Source organism: Acidocella sp. MX-AZ03 (assembly GCF_027626035.1).
GTDB classification, from domain to species: domain Bacteria; phylum Pseudomonadota; class Alphaproteobacteria; order Acetobacterales; family Acetobacteraceae; genus Acidocella; species Acidocella facilis.
The window spans coordinates 3,244,406-3,260,582 of the sequence record NZ_CP110774.1; the positions used below are offsets into that span (position 1 = coordinate 3,244,406).

Sequence of the window (16,177 nt, forward strand, 5' to 3'; positions counted from 1 at the left end):
ATAATTTTATTTAATAATCCATCATAGCGTGCAAAAAGTAAGACGAAGTTTATAAAATTGTTAACGTCTGGTTGTGTTTCCCAGGCGTTATAGCGGTAATATGATTTATCAAAGGTTTGCGGACGGTCATTTCGGGCGATGCCTGTGCCAAAAAAACAGCCGCCTTGAGGCGGCCGTCATGAAATTGAGGATAAGCCTCAGCGAGATACATGTCTGTCCGATGCGCCAGCGTCAGGATCAAGGCTGGCGTGGCACGCCCGGAAAAAGCCGTAGCGTTCCAGCGGCGCCGCCATGTTTTCCGATATTTACAGGGGGTTGCCGCGGCGGTTGAGGATGTGGATCTGCGCGCTGGCAGTGGTCTGTTGCGGCTGGCATTGCGCCAATAAAGCCGCTGCCGTGTTCTGCCAGGCGGGCGGGATGAAGCCCGCTTCAATCTGCGCCTGGGCCTGGGCGACGAGTTCAGGGTGATCGATCCAGGAGCGGATGAGCGCTTCCGCCGCGCTGAGATCACCGGGGTCGAAATAGCCGCAGAAAGGGCCGCCGGCTTCCGGAATGGCCGAGCTGCCGGAGGCCAGGACCGGTTTGCCGTAACAGAGCGATTCCGTCACCGGCAGGCCCCACCCTTCATAGAAGGATGGGTAGAGGGTGAACAGGCAGTGCTGATAGAGCGCCGCGAGCTGCGTTTCACTGGGTTGATCGACGAACAGGATGCGGCCGTCCAGATAGGCGGAATTCTCCAGCTGCTGCATCAGATCCTTGGTCAACCAGCCTTCCTTGCCGGCAAACACCAGGAGAGGCACGCCATTGGCCGGTGGGGTGTGCAGCAATTGCCGCCAGACTCGCAGCATGCCGCCATGATTCTTGCGCGCCTCGATGGTGCCGACCATCAATATGTACGGGTCGGGCAGCGAGCGCGCCAGCCTCGTGCCGATGATCCTGCCGGCGCCGCCGGGCGGCAGGCGTGATTGTGGCGGAACCCGGCGATGGCGCCGCTCCAGGCTGGCTTGCAGATCCGTCAGCGTGTTCTGGGAGATCGCGAAAATGGCATCGGCGCGGGGCACCTGCTCGTCCAGCCAGAGGGAGAAATCCCGTACCATCGATTGGGTACACCATTCCGGAAACAGATCCGGGATCATGTCATGCGCGAACAGGCCAAGGCGCGCCCCTGCGGCGGTCAGGCTGTTGAGAAAGCCCGGTGCGTAGGGGCGCTCCCAGGAGGCGCCGAGGTGGATCAGCCAATCGCCAGCACCAAGGGTGATTGGTGGTGTGTCCGGGGCAGGCGAGGGCGTCGTCGTTGGGGGGGGCGGCGCCGGCGGGCTGAGTGTTGCAAAGCCCGCCCGCGCCAGGGCTTTAAGCGCGGCGGTACCGGCCAGGCCTGCCCGGTAGAGCTCGCCAAGCGGGAGCCGGTAGGCGGGCGGCAGGTGGCGCGCCGCTTGGTATAGGCGTCCGGGTTTCGGTGCTTTGGCGGTGGGCGAGGGTGGTGTCATTTCCGGGGCGGGTGGTTCCTGGTCCGCGGTGGCGCGGATACGTGCTTCCAAAGCCGCGAAATTCACCGCCAGCAGGCGGGTGCCGCGCTCATTGCGCCGGCAGAAGCCGATATCGAAGCTGCTGCCTTGGAGTTGGGCGGCGGCGGCGCAGGTTTCGAAGCTGAAGCGCTGGATCCCGGTGGGACGGCGCGCGCTTTGGAAGAAATTGATCAGGTCTTCGACATCGAACCAGATGGTCATTGTTCCGCCCCTCGGATTTAGTTTCACATTAGTATCGTTTTAGTAAATTATCTATCCCAGCTTGTCGTGCGTGCTGACCTATCCGGCCATTGCGCCGGCCATCGCGGCCCGGTAATTTGCCGGTCATGACGAAAAATCTGGCGCGTGGCTTGGTTGTGGCGTTTTGCTTGGGCGGTCTGGCGCAGGCAGCGGAGTTGCCGTCCCGCGCGGCGGGGCTGTGGCAGAGCACAACCAACGTGACCGGCCCGGGCGGCGCGCCGATGGCGAATGCCCAAGGCGTGGTGACGCTGACCTGCGTGGACCCGGCGACCGACCGGAAATTCCTGCTTTCCGGCCAGAGCCGTTGCAGCCAGCTCAGCATCACCGGCGCCGGCGCGGCCTACACGATTTCGGGCACCTGCGTGCAGCCGGCAGGGACCGTGAAGATCCATGAGACGCTGACCTATGACAGCAATAAATCCGTGCAGCTGAAGGCGGATTTCAGCACCAGCTCGGGTGAGATGTCGATGGTCTCCGATCTGCAATGGCAGGGCCCGTGTCCGGCCGGGATGGCGCCGGGGGATGAGGGCAGCATGCGCGACGGCGTCTTCGTCAAGGCGGGCAATATCAACGACCACGCGCCTTGAGCGGACAGGCCGGCCGGGGCTCGTTCAGCCGTCCGGATTTCGGGCGGCTCGGCATCATGGCGGTGCTGGGGTTTTCCTCCGGCCTGCCCTGGGCGCTCTCCGGGCCGACCCTGCGCTACTGGATGTCCGGCGAGCACGTGCCGCTGGGGATGATCGGGCTGACGGCGAATATCGGCCTCGCTTATCTGCTGAAATTCGTCTGGGCGCCGTTTTTCGATGAGGCGAAGCCGTTTTTCTTCGGGCGGCGGCGCGGCTGGCTGATCCCGGTGCAGATCGCGCTGGCGCTCGCCATCGCGGCGCTGGCGCTGAGCGATCCGGGGCAGGATATCTGGTTGACGCTGGGGCTGGGGGCGCTGGTGGCGTTTCTCTCCGCCAGCCAGGATATCATCATCGATGCCTGGCGGATCGAGGCGTTTGCGCCGAATTTGCAAGGGGCGGCCTTGGCCTGCGAGGTCTGGGGCTGGCGGGTGGCCTATCAGGTTTCGAATGCCGGGGTGATCGCGCTCTCCATCGGGCTGGGCTGGCATGGGGCGTTCGGGCTGATGGCGGTGCTGGCACTGCTGGGGCCGCTGGCGGTGCTGTTCGCACCGGAGCCGCAAGTGGCGCGCGAGGTGCATCCGGCCGGGCTGGCGTCGCGCTTCACCCAGGCGGTGCGCGAGCCATTGCAGGAGTTTCTCGGCCGGCGCGGGATTGCGGTGATCATCGGCTTCATCGTGCTGTTCCGGCTCGGCGGCGCGCTGGGCGGGACGATGCTGGCCCCTATTATACCGCTCTGGGGTTCGATCGCGCCCATATCGCGGTGGCGAACGGGCCGTTATCGCTGGTCTGCGGCATTGCCGGCACCGGGTTGGGTGGCTTGCTGGTGATGCGGATCGGCGTCGGGCGGGCGCTGCTGTTCACCGCCTTGCTGCAGGTGGCCGCGCTCTGCCTCTACCCGGTCTTGGGGCTGTATCCGCATTTGCCCTATATTCTGCTGATCATCTCGGCCGTGGAGGCGTTCACCGACGCGTTTTCGGATACCGCCTTCCTCTCTTATCTGTCTGGCCTGTGTCACCCGGAGCATACCGCCACACAATATGCGCTGCTCTCCTCGCTGGCGCCGCTGGCGCTGCATACCATCGCCGGCGCTTCCGGCTTCCTGGCGGCGCGCACCGGGCTGGTGAGCTTCTTCGTCATCTGCGCCTTCGCGGCGCTGCCTGGCATCGCGCTGCTGCTGGTGATTTTGCGCCTCTATCCGCCGAAGGAAACCCGGCTCAAAGCAGTCTGAGCCTGTCGCCGGGGCGGATCACGCCGCCCTTGGTTACTTCCGCGAAAATCCCCAGCTCGATATGGCCGAAATGGGTTCGTAGCTCCTTCACCGGGTTGGCGTCGCGCGCCGCGGTGTCCGGGTTGACCATGGTGGCGGCGCAGCGATCGATGCGCTCCTGCACCACTATCTCCACCTCGCCGATGGCCAAGGTGCGGCCGAGCCAGGTGAATTCCTCCCAGGGTTTGGGGCCCTCCAGATAGAGATTGGCGCGGAAGCGGCGGGCATCGCGCGGGGCGCCGACGGCCTCTTCCAATGCGGCCAGGGAGGCTTTGCCGATCAGGCTGATCACCTGGGTCTTGTGGTCACAGAAACTATGGCCGGGGAAGAAATGGAAGCGCGGCGCCTGGCCCTCGCTGCCATAGCGCGCCTCCTCGCCCAGGAAGGCGGTGAAATAGGCGGTGAGGGCGGCCTGGCCGTCCGGGGTGAGCGGCGAGGCAGTAAGGGGGCCGTCTGGTCCTTCGATATGCAGCATCTGGGTGGCGTCGTCGAAGCGCGTCCGCAGCAAGGCGGCTTTAGGGTTCTTGGCCAGGCACATGAAATTCATCTTGGAGATCCAGGCCGGGTTCGCCTCGTCCAGCACGGCGTCGCCCTGCTTCAGCGCGAAGGCCCGGTCCCAGGGGATGCAGCGTCCTGGCGAGAGCTGGGCGGCAGGCAACGTCTCCGGCGTCAGGCCCTTGACCGGGTAGCGATAGAGTGCCGCGATGTGCATTGAATGACCCCAAAAATCCACTTGAGACAGATCATGGCGTCGCCCATATTGGGTTGGCAAGGTCGCGTTGCCTATTGAGGGGCGGGGCCTGAACGTTGCCTGGGATGCAGGGACGATGAAGGAGCAAAAAGATGGATTTTGAGAAATTCACCGAGCGTGCGCGGGGCTTCGTACAAGCGGCGCAGACCATCGCGATGCGTGAATATAATCAGCAGATCACGCCGGAGCATCTGCTGAAGGCGTTTCTGGATGATGAGGAAGGCGCGGCCAGCGGTCTGATCCGCATTGCCGGGGGCGATCCGCAGGCGGCCAAGCAGGCGGTGGATGCCGCCGTGGCGAAATTGCCGAAAGTGCAGGGGGCCGGGGCTGGCCAGCCGAATGTGACGCCGGATCTGGTGCGCGTGCTCGATGCCGCCCAGCAGGCCGCGCAGAAGGCTGGCGACAGTTTCGTGGCGCAGGACCGGATGCTGGTGGCGCTGGCCGCGGGCGAGACTGCCGCCGCCCGGGCCTTGAAGACCGCCGGCGTTTCCGCCCAGGCGCTGGAGAAGGCGGTGGCCGATATGCGCAAGGGCCGCAAGGTGGACAGCGCCACGGCCGAGCAGCAATTCGACGCGCTGAAGAAATACGCCAAGGACGTGACGCAGTTGGCGCGCGAGCAGAAGCTCGACCCGGTGATCGGCCGCGACGAGGAGATCCGCCGCGCCATCCAGGTGCTGGCACGGCGCACCAAGAACAACCCGGTGCTGATCGGCGAGCCGGGCGTGGGCAAGACCGCCATCGTCGAGGGGCTGGCGCTGCGCATCGTCAATGGCGATGTGCCGGAGAGCTTGCGCAATAAGCGCGTGCTGGCGCTGGATCTCGGCGCGCTGGTGGCGGGGGCGAAATTTCGCGGCGAGTTCGAGGAGCGGCTGAAAGCCGTGCTGAAGGAGATCGAGTCCGCCGAAGGCGAGATCATCCTGTTCATCGATGAGATGCATACGCTGGTCGGCGCCGGCAAGTCCGATGGCGCGATGGATGCCTCCAACCTGCTCAAGCCTGAGTTGGCCCGCGGCGCGCTGCATTGCGTCGGCGCCACCACGCTCGATGAATATCGCAAATATGTGGAGAAGGACGCTGCCCTGGCGCGGCGCTTCCAGCCGGTGTTCGTAAGTGAGCCGAGTGTTGCCGACACCATCTCCATCCTGCGCGGTATCAAGGAGAAATATGAGCTGCATCACGGCGTGCGCATCGCGGATAACGCTTTGGTTGCCGCCGCGACACTCTCCAACCGCTACATCACCGACCGGTTCCTGCCGGACAAGGCGATCGATCTGGTGGATGAGGCGGCCTCGCGCCTGCGCATGCAGGTGGACAGCAAGCCCGAGGCGCTGGACGAGCTGGACCGCCGGCTGATCCAGCTGAAAATCGAGCGCGAGGCGCTGAAGAAGGAGACCGACACAGCCTCGCGCGAGCGGCTGGAGAAGCTGGAATTCGAGCTGGGCGAGCTGGAAGAGCGCTCCGCCGAGATGACCGCCAAATGGCAGGCCGAGAAGGCGCAGCTCACCGACGTGCAGAAGGTGAAGGAGCAGCTGGAGCAGGCCCGCAACGAGGTGGAGCTGGCGCAGCGCAAGGGCGATCTCGGCAAGGCCTCAGAGCTGCTCTATGGCCGCATTCCCGAGCTGGAGAAGCAGCTTGCCGCCCAGCAGGACGGGCAGATGGTGAATGACGCGGTGACGGAAGATTCCATAGCCGCCGTCGTCTCCCGCTGGACCGGCGTGCCGGTGGAGAAGATGCTGGAGGGCGAGCGCGCCAAGCTCTTGCGCATGGAGGATGATCTGCGCCACCGGGTGGTGGGGCAGGAGGCGGCTTTGGTCGCGGTCTCCAACGCCGTGCGCCGGGCGCGTGCCGGGCTGCAGGACCCGAACCGGCCGATCGGCTCCTTCCTGTTCCTGGGGCCCACCGGTGTCGGCAAGACCGAGCTGACCAAGGCGCTGGCGGAGTTCCTGTTCGACGATGAGCGGGCGATGGTGCGCATCGACATGAGCGAGTTCATGGAGAAGCATGCCGTCTCCCGGCTGATCGGCGCGCCGCCGGGCTATGTCGGCTATGATGAGGGCGGCGTGCTGACCGAGGCGGTGCGGCGGCGGCCTTATCAGGTCGTGTTGTTCGACGAGGTGGAGAAGGCGCATGAGGACGTGTTCAACGTGCTGCTGCAGGTGCTCGACGATGGCCGGCTGACCGACGGCCAGGGGCGCACGGTGGATTTCAAGAACACCATCATCGTGCTGACCTCCAATCTCGGCTCGGACATTCTGGCGGCGCAGACCGAGGGCGAGGATGTGCGCCTGGCCGAGGCCGGGGTGATGGCGCGGGTGCGCGAGCATTTCCGCCCGGAATTCCTCAACCGCCTGGATGAGATCGTGCTGTTCGGCCGGTTGCAGCGGGCGGATATGGGGGCGATTGTCTCGATCCAGCTGAAACGGCTGGAGGCGCTGCTGGCGGAGCGCAATATCCGGCTGGAGCTGGACCAGTCCGCGCGGGATTGGCTGGCCGAGGCGGGGTATGACCCGGTCTACGGTGCGCGACCGCTGAAGCGCGTGATCCAACGCAACCTGCAGAACCCGCTGGCCGGGCTGATCCTGGAAGGGGCGGTGAAGGATGGAGAGAGCGTGAAAGTGTCCGGCTCGCCGGATGGTTTAGTGATCGGCGGTCATCTCGCCGAAGCGGCTTAAGTGCTAGGCTCCCCGGAAGGTTATATTTCCGGGGAGTTTTTATGTCCGACACCGCGCTGCTCGTCATTGACGTTCAAAATATTTACGCCATGCCCGACTCGCCGCTCTGCGTGCCGGGCATCCAGGCGTCGCTGAGTCGGATCAACCAGCTGATCGAGGCATTCGGCGCGGCCGGCAAGCCGGTGATCTATGTACGCCATGTTCACCGCGCGGACGGGCGCGACGCTGGGCGGATGTTTGATTTCGGCGGTACAGCTGAGCCGGTAAGTTTCGTCGAAGATACACCCGAGGCCGATTATGTGGACGGGTTGAAGCAGTTGCCGGCGGCGCTGCATATCACCAAGCACCGCTATTCATGCTTCGAGGGCACCGCGCTGGAGGTAATTCTGCGCAGTCTGAACGCCGGCCGCGTGGCGATCTGTGGTTATATGACCAATTTCTGCTGTGAAACCACGGCCCGTGCCGCGCATGACAAGGATTACTTCGTGGATTTCATCGCCGATGCGACGGGGGCGCCGGACCTCGGGGCGGATTATCGCCAGGAGGCGATCATTCAGGCGGTGACCGCGACGCTGGGGGCGGGCTTTGCCCGGATTTTCACGACGCAGGACTATCTCCAAGCCATGCGTTGAACGCATAGCTATTTTTTTGAAAGATTTTCCGGGATTTATACCCCGGGTCGAGAGGGAGGTGAGGGAAAGCCTGGGATTTTCCCGGTTTTCTGGGCTGATGAATGTGCGTTGACAGTTGCGGTGTGTCGGCGTTAGAAGCCCCTCCACCGACGGGCGCTGCGGACTTGATCTGAGGCGCTTGGACGGGTAGATTGGATGGCCTTGCTACGAACCTTTTGGTTCGCAGGTTGAGATTTTCCTCTCTAGCTCTTTGACAATTGCATAGGCTGGGAAGGGATACGCTGGTGGCGTTTCTGGGGATTGGTTTACTGATCTCTGCTGGGTGATTTGGTTCATCTGGGTGATGATATGAGGGGCGGGATTAAGTTTCTGTTTTTGCCTCTGTCGTTATGGAAGCGTGGCTGGAGTATTTCTTTTGAAATTACGTACAGAAACGCTTCGAATATTCTTGGTCTTTGACTGAGAGACGACATGTTTGAGCAGGGCTTTTTTCATTTATATTTAGTGCCGGTTAGGCGCTGGGTAGGATGAACTTGAGAGTTTGATCCTGGCTCAGAGCGAACGCTGGCGGCATGCTTAACACATGCAAGTCGCGCGGTCAGCAATGGCAGCGGCGGACGGGTGAGTAACACGTAGGAATCTATCCCAGGGTGGGGGACAACAGCGGGAAACTGCTGCTAATACCGCATGATACCTGAGGGTCAAAGGCGCAAGTCGCCTTGGGAGGAGCCTGCGTCTGATTAGCTTGTTGGTGGGGTAAAGGCCTACCAAGGCGACGATCAGTAGCTGGTCTGAGAGGATGATCAGCCACATTGGGACTGAGACACGGCCCAAACTCCTACGGGAGGCAGCAGTGGGGAATATTGGACAATGGGCGCAAGCCTGATCCAGCAATGCCGCGTGTGTGAAGAAGGTCTTCGGATTGTAAAGCACTTTTGGCAGGGACGATGATGACGGTACCTGCAGAATAAGCCCCGGCTAACTTCGTGCCAGCAGCCGCGGTAATACGAAGGGGGCTAGCGTTGCTCGGAATGACTGGGCGTAAAGGGCGCGTAGGCGGCATGTACAGTCAGAAGTGAAATTCCTGGGCTCAACCTGGGGACTGCTTTTGATACGTGCAAGCTAGAGTGAGGAAGAGGGTTGTGGAATTTCCAGTGTAGAGGTGAAATTCGTAGATATTGGAAAGAACACCGGTGGCGAAGGCGGCAACCTGGTCCTTAACTGACGCTGAGGCGCGAAAGCGTGGGGAGCAAACAGGATTAGATACCCTGGTAGTCCACGCTGTAAACGATGTGTGCTGGATGTTGGGGAACTTAGTTTCTCAGTGTCGTAGCTAACGCGATAAGCACACCGCCTGGGGAGTACGGCCGCAAGGTTGAAACTCAAAGGAATTGACGGGGGCCCGCACAAGCGGTGGAGCATGTGGTTTAATTCGAAGCAACGCGCAGAACCTTACCAGGATTTGACATGGGGAGGACCGGTACAGAGATGTACTTTTCCCGCAAGGGACCTTCCGCACAGGTGCTGCATGGCTGTCGTCAGCTCGTGTCGTGAGATGTTGGGTTAAGTCCCGCAACGAGCGCAACCCTTGCCTTTAGTTGCCATCATTTAGTTGGGCACTCTAGAGGAACTGCCGGTGACAAGCCGGAGGAAGGTGGGGATGACGTCAAGTCCTCATGGCCCTTATGTCCTGGGCTACACACGTGCTACAATGGTGGTGACAGTGGGAAGCTAGGTAGTGATACCGTGCTGATCTCTAAAAGCCATCTCAGTTCAGATTGTACTCTGCAACTCGAGTACATGAAGGTGGAATCGCTAGTAATCGTGGATCAGCATGCCACGGTGAATACGTTCCCGGGCCTTGTACACACCGCCCGTCACACCATGGGATTTGGTTTGACCTTAAGTAGGTGCGCTAACCGCAAGGAGGTAGCCTACCACGGTCGGGTCAGAGACTGGGGTGAAGTCGTAACAAGGTAGCCGTAGGGGAACCTGCGGCTGGATCACCTCCTTTCAAGGATATGATCCTGAGCATTGGTTGGCTTTGGCTGACTGATTTGGGATTTTCCTGAAAAAAAGACCTGGATCGGATGATCTAGGCAACACATCCTGTCCGGATGTTGTCATGAAGCGCCATCAACGTATCCCTTTCCTGTAACAGCGGCGATGTCGGCCTTTGGGTCGATATCAACCGATGCGGACTTTAGATCTCGGGCTAGTAGCTCAGTTGGTTAGAGCACACGCTTGATAAGCGTGGGGTCGGAGGTTCAAGTCCTCCCTGGCCCACCATGATTGGTGGTGGTGTTCGTGAGGATGCCATGCCTGCCGATGACGAAGCAGCTTGCTGCGAAGTCTGAATCGGCCAGGCCAGTTTAACTTGCTGGGGATGTAGCTCAATTGGTAGAGCACCTGCTTTGCAAGCAGGGGGTCGTCGGTTCGATTCCGTCCATCTCCACCAGATTTTGGTTGGTTTTGGGTGTAGGGCCTTGAGTGGCCTTGCGCGGATGTCTGTTACAGGTAAGCACGAGTTTCGAGCTGATTTACCTTGTTCCTGAAAAGGTCAAGGCGAAGAGGCTTGGATGTTTGTTCCCAGCTGCAATGTCGGGAACGAATTTGTTCTTTGTCATGGTGAATAGGTTTTGGTGCATCTGGATGCGCGCATTGGTTTTTGGGGCTTTGGCCTTGAGGATCGGTCCGGGCTTCTTGTGTTGGGTTGTCTGACCCGTGGACGGTGAAAGCCGGAAGCGAGACACAAGATGGTTCGAGTGTTCAGTGCATGTGTGATCTCATCTGCCTAACAGTCAAACGCTGTTGGACGTTGGGTTTGCTCGATGAAGCGATTTTGGTTTTTGCCGTACCTAGCGGTGGAGCTGAAAGAGCGGAGGGTGAGCCGGAACGCCGATGGATGGTTCCTGTTTATGGTGGGTAGCGCGTTATTGTGTGTTCAATGCGATGACGTGTGGTGAGAACGAATTGAACGACAAAAGGGCATTCGGTGGATGCCTTGGCACCAGGAGGCGATGAAGGACGTGGCACGCTGCGTAAAGCTTTGGGGAACCGCGAGCAGGTTTTGATCCAAAGATATCCGAATGGGGAAACCCCTCCGCAAGGAGATCTCTATCTGAATACATAGGGTAGAGAGGCAAACCCGGGGAACTGAAACATCTCAGTACCTGGAGGAAAAGACATCAATTGAGATTCCGCTAGTAGTGGCGAGCGAACGCGGAGCAGGCCAGTGCCTCAAATGACGTTAGCAGAACGGTCTGGAAAGTCCGGCAATATGGGTGATAGCCCCGTATGCGAAGACAACATTTGAGGACTTGAGTAAGGCGGGGCACGTGAAACCCTGTCTGAACATGGGGGGACCATCCTCCAAGCCTAAATACTCCCTGGTGACCGATAGTGAACAAGTACCGTGAGGGAAAGGTGAAAAGCACCCCGACAAGGGGAGTGAAATAGACCTGAAACCGGATGCCTACAAGCAGTCGGAGCACCTTTTGGTGTGACGGCGTACCTTTTGTATAATGGGTCAGCGAGTTTCTGTTCGCGGCAAGCTTAAGTCGTTAGACGTAGGCGCAGCGAAAGCGAGTCTGAATAGGGCATTCAGTCGCGGGCAGAAGACCCGAAACCAAGTGATCTAGCCATGGCCAGGCTGAAGGTGGGGTAACACCCACTGGAGGGCCGAACCCACGCCTGTTGAAAAAGTCGGGGATGAGCTGTGGCTAGGGGTGAAAGGCCAATCAAACTTGGAGATAGCTGGTTCTCCGCGAAATCTATTGAGGTAGATCGTCGTATGTATGCCCTGGGGGTAGAGCACTGGATGGGCTAGGGGGTCCCAAAGACTTACCAAACCTAACCAAACTCCGAATACCCAGGAGACTTGTACGGCAGACAGACGGTGGGTGCTAAGGTCCATCGTCGAGAGGGAAACAGCCCAGACCACCAGCTAAGGTCCCCAAATTATGGCTAAGTGGGAAAGGATGTGGGAATTCCAAAACAACCAGGAGGTTGGCTTAGAAGCAGCCATCCTTTAAAGAAAGCGTAATAGCTCACTGGTCTAATAGAAATCCTGCGCCGAAAATGTAACGGGGCTCAAGCCATATACCGAAGCTGTGGGCGTGATTTATCACGCGGTAGCGGAGCGTTCTGTAGGCCTGCGAAGGGATACGGGTGACCGGTCCTGGAGGTATCAGAAGTGCGAATGCTGACATGAGTAGCGACAAACAGTGTGAGAAACACTGTCGCCGTAAGTCCAAGGGTTCCTGCGCAAGGTTAATCCGCGCAGGGTGAGCCGGCTCCTAAGGCGAGGGCGAAAGCCGTAGTCGATGGGAAACAGGTGAATATTCCTGTGCCTGCTAGAAGTGACGAATGCGAGATGTTGTCAGGTCTTATTGGATTGATCTGGCTTTTTAAGCATTCCAGGAAATAGCTCTAGCATATAGACCGTACCCTAAACCGACACAGGTGGACTGGTAGAGTATACCAAGGCGCTTGAGAGAACTATGCTGAAGGAACTAGGCAAATTACTCGCGTAACTTCGGGATAAGCGAGACCCAATTGTGGGCAACCATGATTGGGTGGCACAAAAGAGGGGGTAGCGACTGTTTAGTAAAAACACAGGGCTGTGCGAAGTCGAGAGACGACGTATACGGTCTGACGCCTGCCCGGTGCCGGAAGGTTAAGAGGAGGTGTGCAAGCACTGAATTGAAGCCCCGGTAAACGGCGGCCGTAACTATAACGGTCCTAAGGTAGCGAAATTCCTTGTCGGGTAAGTTCCGACCTGCACGAATGGCGTAACGACTTCCCCACTGTCTCCAGCGTAGGCTCAGCGAAATTGAATTCCCCGTGAAGATGCGGGGTACCCGCGGTCAGACGGAAAGACCCTATGAACCTTTACTGCAACTTTGCAGTGGTATTAGGAGAGTGCTGTGTAGGATAGGCGGGAGGCATTGAACCCGAGGCGCTAGCTTCGGTGGAGCCAACCTTGAAATACCGCCCTGAACTCTTCTGATATCTAACCGAATCCCGTTATCCGGGATCGGGACCCTGCATGGTGGGCAGTTTGACTGGGGCGGTCGCCTCCCAAAAAGTAACGGAGGCGCGCGATGGTGGGCTCAAGCCGGTCGGACATCGGCTGTTGAGTGCAATGGCATAAGCCCGCCTGACTGCGAGAGTGACAGCTCGAGCAGAGACGAAAGTCGGCCATAGTGATCCGGTGGTTCCGCATGGAAGGGCCATCGCTCAACGGATAAAAGGTACTCTAGGGATAACAGGCTGATCTCCCCCAAGAGTCCACATCGACGGGGAGGTTTGGCACCTCGATGTCGGCTCATCACATCCTGGGGCTGGAGCAGGTCCCAAGGGTTCGGCTGTTCGCCGATTAAAGTGGTACGTGAGCTGGGTTTAGAACGTCGTGAGACAGTTCGGTCCCTATCTGCCGTGGGTGTTGGAGGCTTGAGAGGATCTGTCCCTAGTACGAGAGGACCGGGATGGACGTACCTCTGGTGTACCGGTTGTCGCGCCAGCGGCATAGCCGGGTAGCTAAGTACGGAAAAGATAACCGCTGAAAGCATCTAAGCGGGAAACTTACCTCAAAACTAGGCCTCCCTGAGGGTCGTGGTAGACCACCACGTTAATAGGCCGGGTGTGGAAGCGCAGTAATGTGCGAAGCTAACCGGTACTAATCACCCGATAGAGTTCAACATCGTCTCACCAACCCCATAAGCAGCAATCATCCATCCGGACGATACGCTGATATGAAAAGCAAACGAGATCACACACACCAAAACCTCAACCAGACAGCATATATTGATAGGCTGGACGACCTGGTGGCTCTGGCGGGGAGCCTACACCCGATCCCATCCCGAACTCGGACGTGAAAATCCCCAGCGCCAATGGTACTGTGTCTTAAGGCACGGGAGAGTAGGTCGCCGCCAGGTCTTCCAGCCTATCAATACAAAAATAAAAAAACCGCCCAAGGGACACCAAGGGCGGTTTTTTACTCGGTGACGCGGGGTGGAGCAGCCCGGTAGCTCGTCAGGCTCATAACCTGAAGGTCCCTGGTTCAAATCCAGGTCCCGCAACCAGAAAATCCAACGAAAACAGAGTATTAAAGCCGCCGAAAGGCGGCTTTTTGCTGCCCAATGCACTAGGGCATCGTTAGGGTAATTTAACTCGAAATTCTGAACCTGATAGCCTATGGTCGAAACCGAGCCATTGATCCTCAACCAAAGCGCAATCCGCGCAAAGGGGGCGTCATGTCGACGGTCGATCTGCTGGGCGGGAAGGTCCAAATTTATCAGCGCGGCAACAGCCGGTTCTGGCAGGCCAGGGCCTCGGTGGGTGGTAAGCAGCGCCAGTTCTCCACCAAACAGGAATTCCAGGATCTGGCCGCCAAGGCTGCCGAAGGCTGGTACTTCAAGCTGCACGGCCAGAGCCAGGCTGGCGTGCTGAATGACCGCCCGACTTTCAAAAAAGCGGCCGATCAGTTCCTCAGGGAATACGGCGTTATCACAGAAGGTGAGCGGTCCCAGAAATGGACCGAGAGCCACGGCATTCGGTTGCGGGTGCATCTGGTGCCGTTCTTTGGTGCCTTGCCGCTCGACAAGGTCTCGCCCGGCAAGGTTCAGGAATACCGGGTGCACCGGATGACGACCTATGCCGCACCGAACCCGCAATCGAAGAGCCAGCACAGGCCGAAGGCCAAGCCGCCGGCGCGCAGCACCCTCCATGATGAGGTGGTAACCCTGCGCATGGTCCTGAAAACTGCCATCCGCCATGGCTGGCTGGAGCATTTGCCGGACCTGACCCCGCCCTATCGTACCAGGGTAAAATCACGCATCGGCCTTGGTTCAGCCCTGAGGAATACAAGCAGCTGTACGAAGCGGCGCGGGCCAATGCGAAAGCGCCAGAGCGGGCGCATTACAGATGGAATGCCGAACAGGTCTACGATTTTGTGCTGTTCATGGCCAATACCGGGCTGCGGCCGGATGAAGCGTTTAATCTGCAGCACCGGGATGTGACGATTGCGAATGATGAAGCGGGTAAGACGGATATTCTGGAAATTGAGGTGCGCGGTAAGCGTGGTGTGGGGCATTGCAAAAGCATGCCGGGCGCCGTGCGGGTGTATGAGCGGCTGCTGGCGCGGGCCAAGCCCGTGCAGGGTGAGTCACGCCGCGAGCGGCAGTTGCGGCGCAAAGCCGGTAGCGCAGCACCCGTGGTGCCGGAACTGGAATACCCGAAGCCGACGGACCTCGTGTTCCCGGGTAATCACATCAAGCTGTTCAATAATCTGCTGGAGCGCGCGGGGCTGAAGATTGACCGCGATGGTAAGGCCCGGACCGCGTATAGTTTGCGCCATACCTATATCTGCATGCGGCTGATGGAGGGTGCCGATATTTATCAGGTGGCGAAAAATTGCCGCACCAGCGTCGAGATGATCGAGAAGCATTATGCCATCCACCTGAAGAACACGCTCGATGCCGCTGCGATCAACGTCGTGCGCAAGAAGACCGCGAAGGGAAGGCCGAAAGCCACTGTCGGAAATAGTGCGCGTGATAGCGGTGTGGGTAGAGCCAAGGTGCTCGGTGAGGATGCCGATTAGAGGCGGTCGAACCGTCGCAAAAAATGCTGCATATGACTCCGCTTTTTGAAAGCCGGGCGCAGGCTTGGCTGAAAAGCGATCCGCTTGGCGGATCGCCCAAAAAGCGCACCCCTTGCGGGTGCGCAATCTGGGGCTTGGCCCCGCTTAAATATGGTCAGCTGTTCATCGATGTTCTCAAAACGCCTTTGCCACCAGCATCTCCTCAGCGCGGGTCGTGTAGCGCGGGGAATGGCGGGCCTGGCGGCTGGCCCAAGTCATCGTTGTGCCGGTTGCGGCAGTGCGTAACATGCCACGGCCGAAGCGGGCGTTTACAGCATCAATGGCCGCCATGGCGCGGGCGGATTTGGCAGCATCGCGCGTGGCGAACATTTGCACTTGCTGGCGGGCCGGGGTGAGGTTGGCCAGCATTACGCCTGCCTTGAAATAACGGTGGCCGGGTCGCCAGCAGACGCGCAGCAGGCGCATGGTCTCACTGAGCAGCGCCAGCGTGTCAGAGGTGGGCTCAATTTGCGCAGCACGGCTCGCACTATACCAGGCATCGCCATTATGCGGGTTGGTTACGAAGCCGTTGCGCCGTATGCTGCTGTTTGGCGTGAACGCCGCAGTCAACCTCGAGCACCGCATCAATCCAGGCAATATGCGGCCCAAGCTTCGGCGAAACCGGCCATTCCCGCCGACGGTAGCCCGGTGGTGCCGAATACTGCAGCATCTCGGAAATCGTGTTCCGCTGAACCCCAAACTGCCGCGCAACCTCGCGGTGGTTCAGGCCATCAACCATCACAGCACGCCGGACGGCACCATAAAGTTCCACTCTAAACATCCTTCCAGCCAATCAATGCCAGTAAGGGCATCAATCGGCC

The 16,177-nt window shown here is 59.6% G+C and carries 12 protein-coding genes, 3 tRNA genes and 3 rRNA genes; 13 read left to right on the forward strand and 5 right to left on the reverse strand.

Features of this window, described 5'->3' with window-relative positions; translation table 11 throughout:
* Positions 1-49: 49 nt before the first annotated feature.
* Together GT370_RS17930 and GT370_RS17935 are read right to left on the reverse strand one after the other, a co-directional pair.
* On the reverse strand, positions 50-241 hold the full coding sequence (locus GT370_RS17930) for a hypothetical protein (RefSeq protein WP_144052815.1): 192 nt from the start codon (positions 239-241) through the stop codon (positions 50-52).
* Positions 242-305: 64 nt separating this feature from the next.
* Positions 306-1,727: a glycosyltransferase family 4 protein gene (locus tag GT370_RS17935; protein WP_008495242.1), complete on the reverse strand. Its 1,422-nt coding sequence runs from the start codon at positions 1,725-1,727 to the stop codon at positions 306-308.
* 167 nt (positions 1,728-1,894) lie between these two features.
* Between GT370_RS17935 and GT370_RS17940 the strand changes: the two genes are divergently transcribed.
* Genes GT370_RS17940 through GT370_RS17950 form a run of 3 tightly spaced genes read left to right on the forward strand, consistent with a single transcriptional unit; the run spans position 1,895 to position 3,620 of the window.
* Complete coding sequence (locus GT370_RS17940; RefSeq protein WP_270183490.1) at positions 1,895-2,353, forward strand: DUF3617 domain-containing protein; 459 nt, start codon at positions 1,895-1,897, stop codon at positions 2,351-2,353.
* A complete protein-coding gene (locus tag GT370_RS17945) occupies positions 2,350-3,219 on the forward strand; it encodes an MFS transporter (RefSeq protein WP_270183491.1) in 870 nt (289 codons plus the stop codon). The genes GT370_RS17940 and GT370_RS17945 overlap by 4 nt, the downstream gene beginning before the upstream one ends.
* Positions 3,219-3,620: an MFS transporter gene (locus tag GT370_RS17950; protein WP_333490096.1), complete on the forward strand. Its 402-nt coding sequence runs from the start codon at positions 3,219-3,221 to the stop codon at positions 3,618-3,620. Before GT370_RS17945 ends, GT370_RS17950 begins: the two co-directional genes overlap by 1 nt.
* On the opposite strand, the gene GT370_RS17955 is transcribed toward GT370_RS17950, so the two are convergent.
* Complete coding sequence (locus GT370_RS17955) at positions 3,607-4,371, reverse strand: MOSC domain-containing protein (protein WP_008495246.1); 765 nt, start codon at positions 4,369-4,371, stop codon at positions 3,607-3,609. The genes GT370_RS17950 and GT370_RS17955 overlap by 14 nt on opposite strands.
* 131 nt (positions 4,372-4,502) lie before the next feature.
* On the opposite strand from GT370_RS17955, the gene clpB reads away from it, so the two are divergent.
* The 10 genes from clpB to GT370_RS18005 all read left to right on the forward strand — a co-directional run bounded on the left by clpB (position 4,503) and on the right by GT370_RS18005 (position 15,317).
* Positions 4,503-7,082, forward strand: coding sequence for an ATP-dependent chaperone ClpB (gene clpB / locus GT370_RS17960; RefSeq protein ID WP_008495247.1), 2,580 nt, complete (start codon positions 4,503-4,505; stop codon positions 7,080-7,082).
* Between the two features lie 41 nt (positions 7,083-7,123).
* Complete coding sequence (locus GT370_RS17965) at positions 7,124-7,714, forward strand: cysteine hydrolase family protein (protein ID WP_008495248.1); 591 nt, start codon at positions 7,124-7,126, stop codon at positions 7,712-7,714.
* A gap of 529 nt (positions 7,715-8,243) precedes the next feature.
* A 16S ribosomal RNA gene (locus GT370_RS17970) occupies positions 8,244-9,728 on the forward strand.
* Between the two features lie 198 nt (positions 9,729-9,926).
* A tRNA-Ile gene (locus GT370_RS17975) sits at positions 9,927-10,003 on the forward strand.
* Positions 10,004-10,096: 93 nt separating this feature from the next.
* Positions 10,097-10,172 (forward strand) — tRNA-Ala (locus tag GT370_RS17980).
* 514 nt (positions 10,173-10,686) lie between these two features.
* A 23S ribosomal RNA gene (locus GT370_RS17985) occupies positions 10,687-13,419 on the forward strand.
* A gap of 119 nt (positions 13,420-13,538) precedes the next feature.
* Positions 13,539-13,653: ribosomal RNA gene (gene rrf / locus GT370_RS17990) — 5S ribosomal RNA — on the forward strand.
* Together the 16S, 23S and 5S rRNA genes with 3 tRNA genes alongside form the textbook arrangement of a ribosomal RNA operon.
* Before the next feature lie 70 nt (positions 13,654-13,723).
* Positions 13,724-13,800, forward strand: a tRNA-Met gene (locus GT370_RS17995).
* Between the two features lie 171 nt (positions 13,801-13,971).
* Positions 13,972-14,736 (forward strand): hypothetical protein, encoded by a 765-nt coding sequence (locus tag GT370_RS18000; RefSeq protein WP_270183493.1) that lies wholly within the window; start codon positions 13,972-13,974, stop codon positions 14,734-14,736.
* On the forward strand, positions 14,679-15,317 hold the full coding sequence (locus tag GT370_RS18005) for a site-specific integrase (protein ID WP_270183494.1): 639 nt from the start codon (positions 14,679-14,681) through the stop codon (positions 15,315-15,317). The genes GT370_RS18000 and GT370_RS18005 overlap by 58 nt, the downstream gene beginning before the upstream one ends.
* Positions 15,318-15,491: 174 nt before the next feature.
* Here the strand turns inward: GT370_RS18005 and GT370_RS21030 are convergent, their stop codons facing one another.
* Positions 15,492-15,941 carry a DUF4113 domain-containing protein gene (locus GT370_RS21030; protein ID WP_083878804.1) on the reverse strand — a complete coding sequence of 150 codons (450 nt, stop codon included), beginning with the start codon at positions 15,939-15,941 and terminating at the stop codon, positions 15,492-15,494.
* Positions 15,862-16,128 (reverse strand): hypothetical protein, encoded by a 267-nt coding sequence (locus tag GT370_RS18015; RefSeq protein WP_168118432.1) that lies wholly within the window; start codon positions 16,126-16,128, stop codon positions 15,862-15,864. The genes GT370_RS21030 and GT370_RS18015 overlap by 80 nt, the downstream gene beginning before the upstream one ends.
* Positions 16,129-16,177 lie beyond the last annotated feature (49 nt).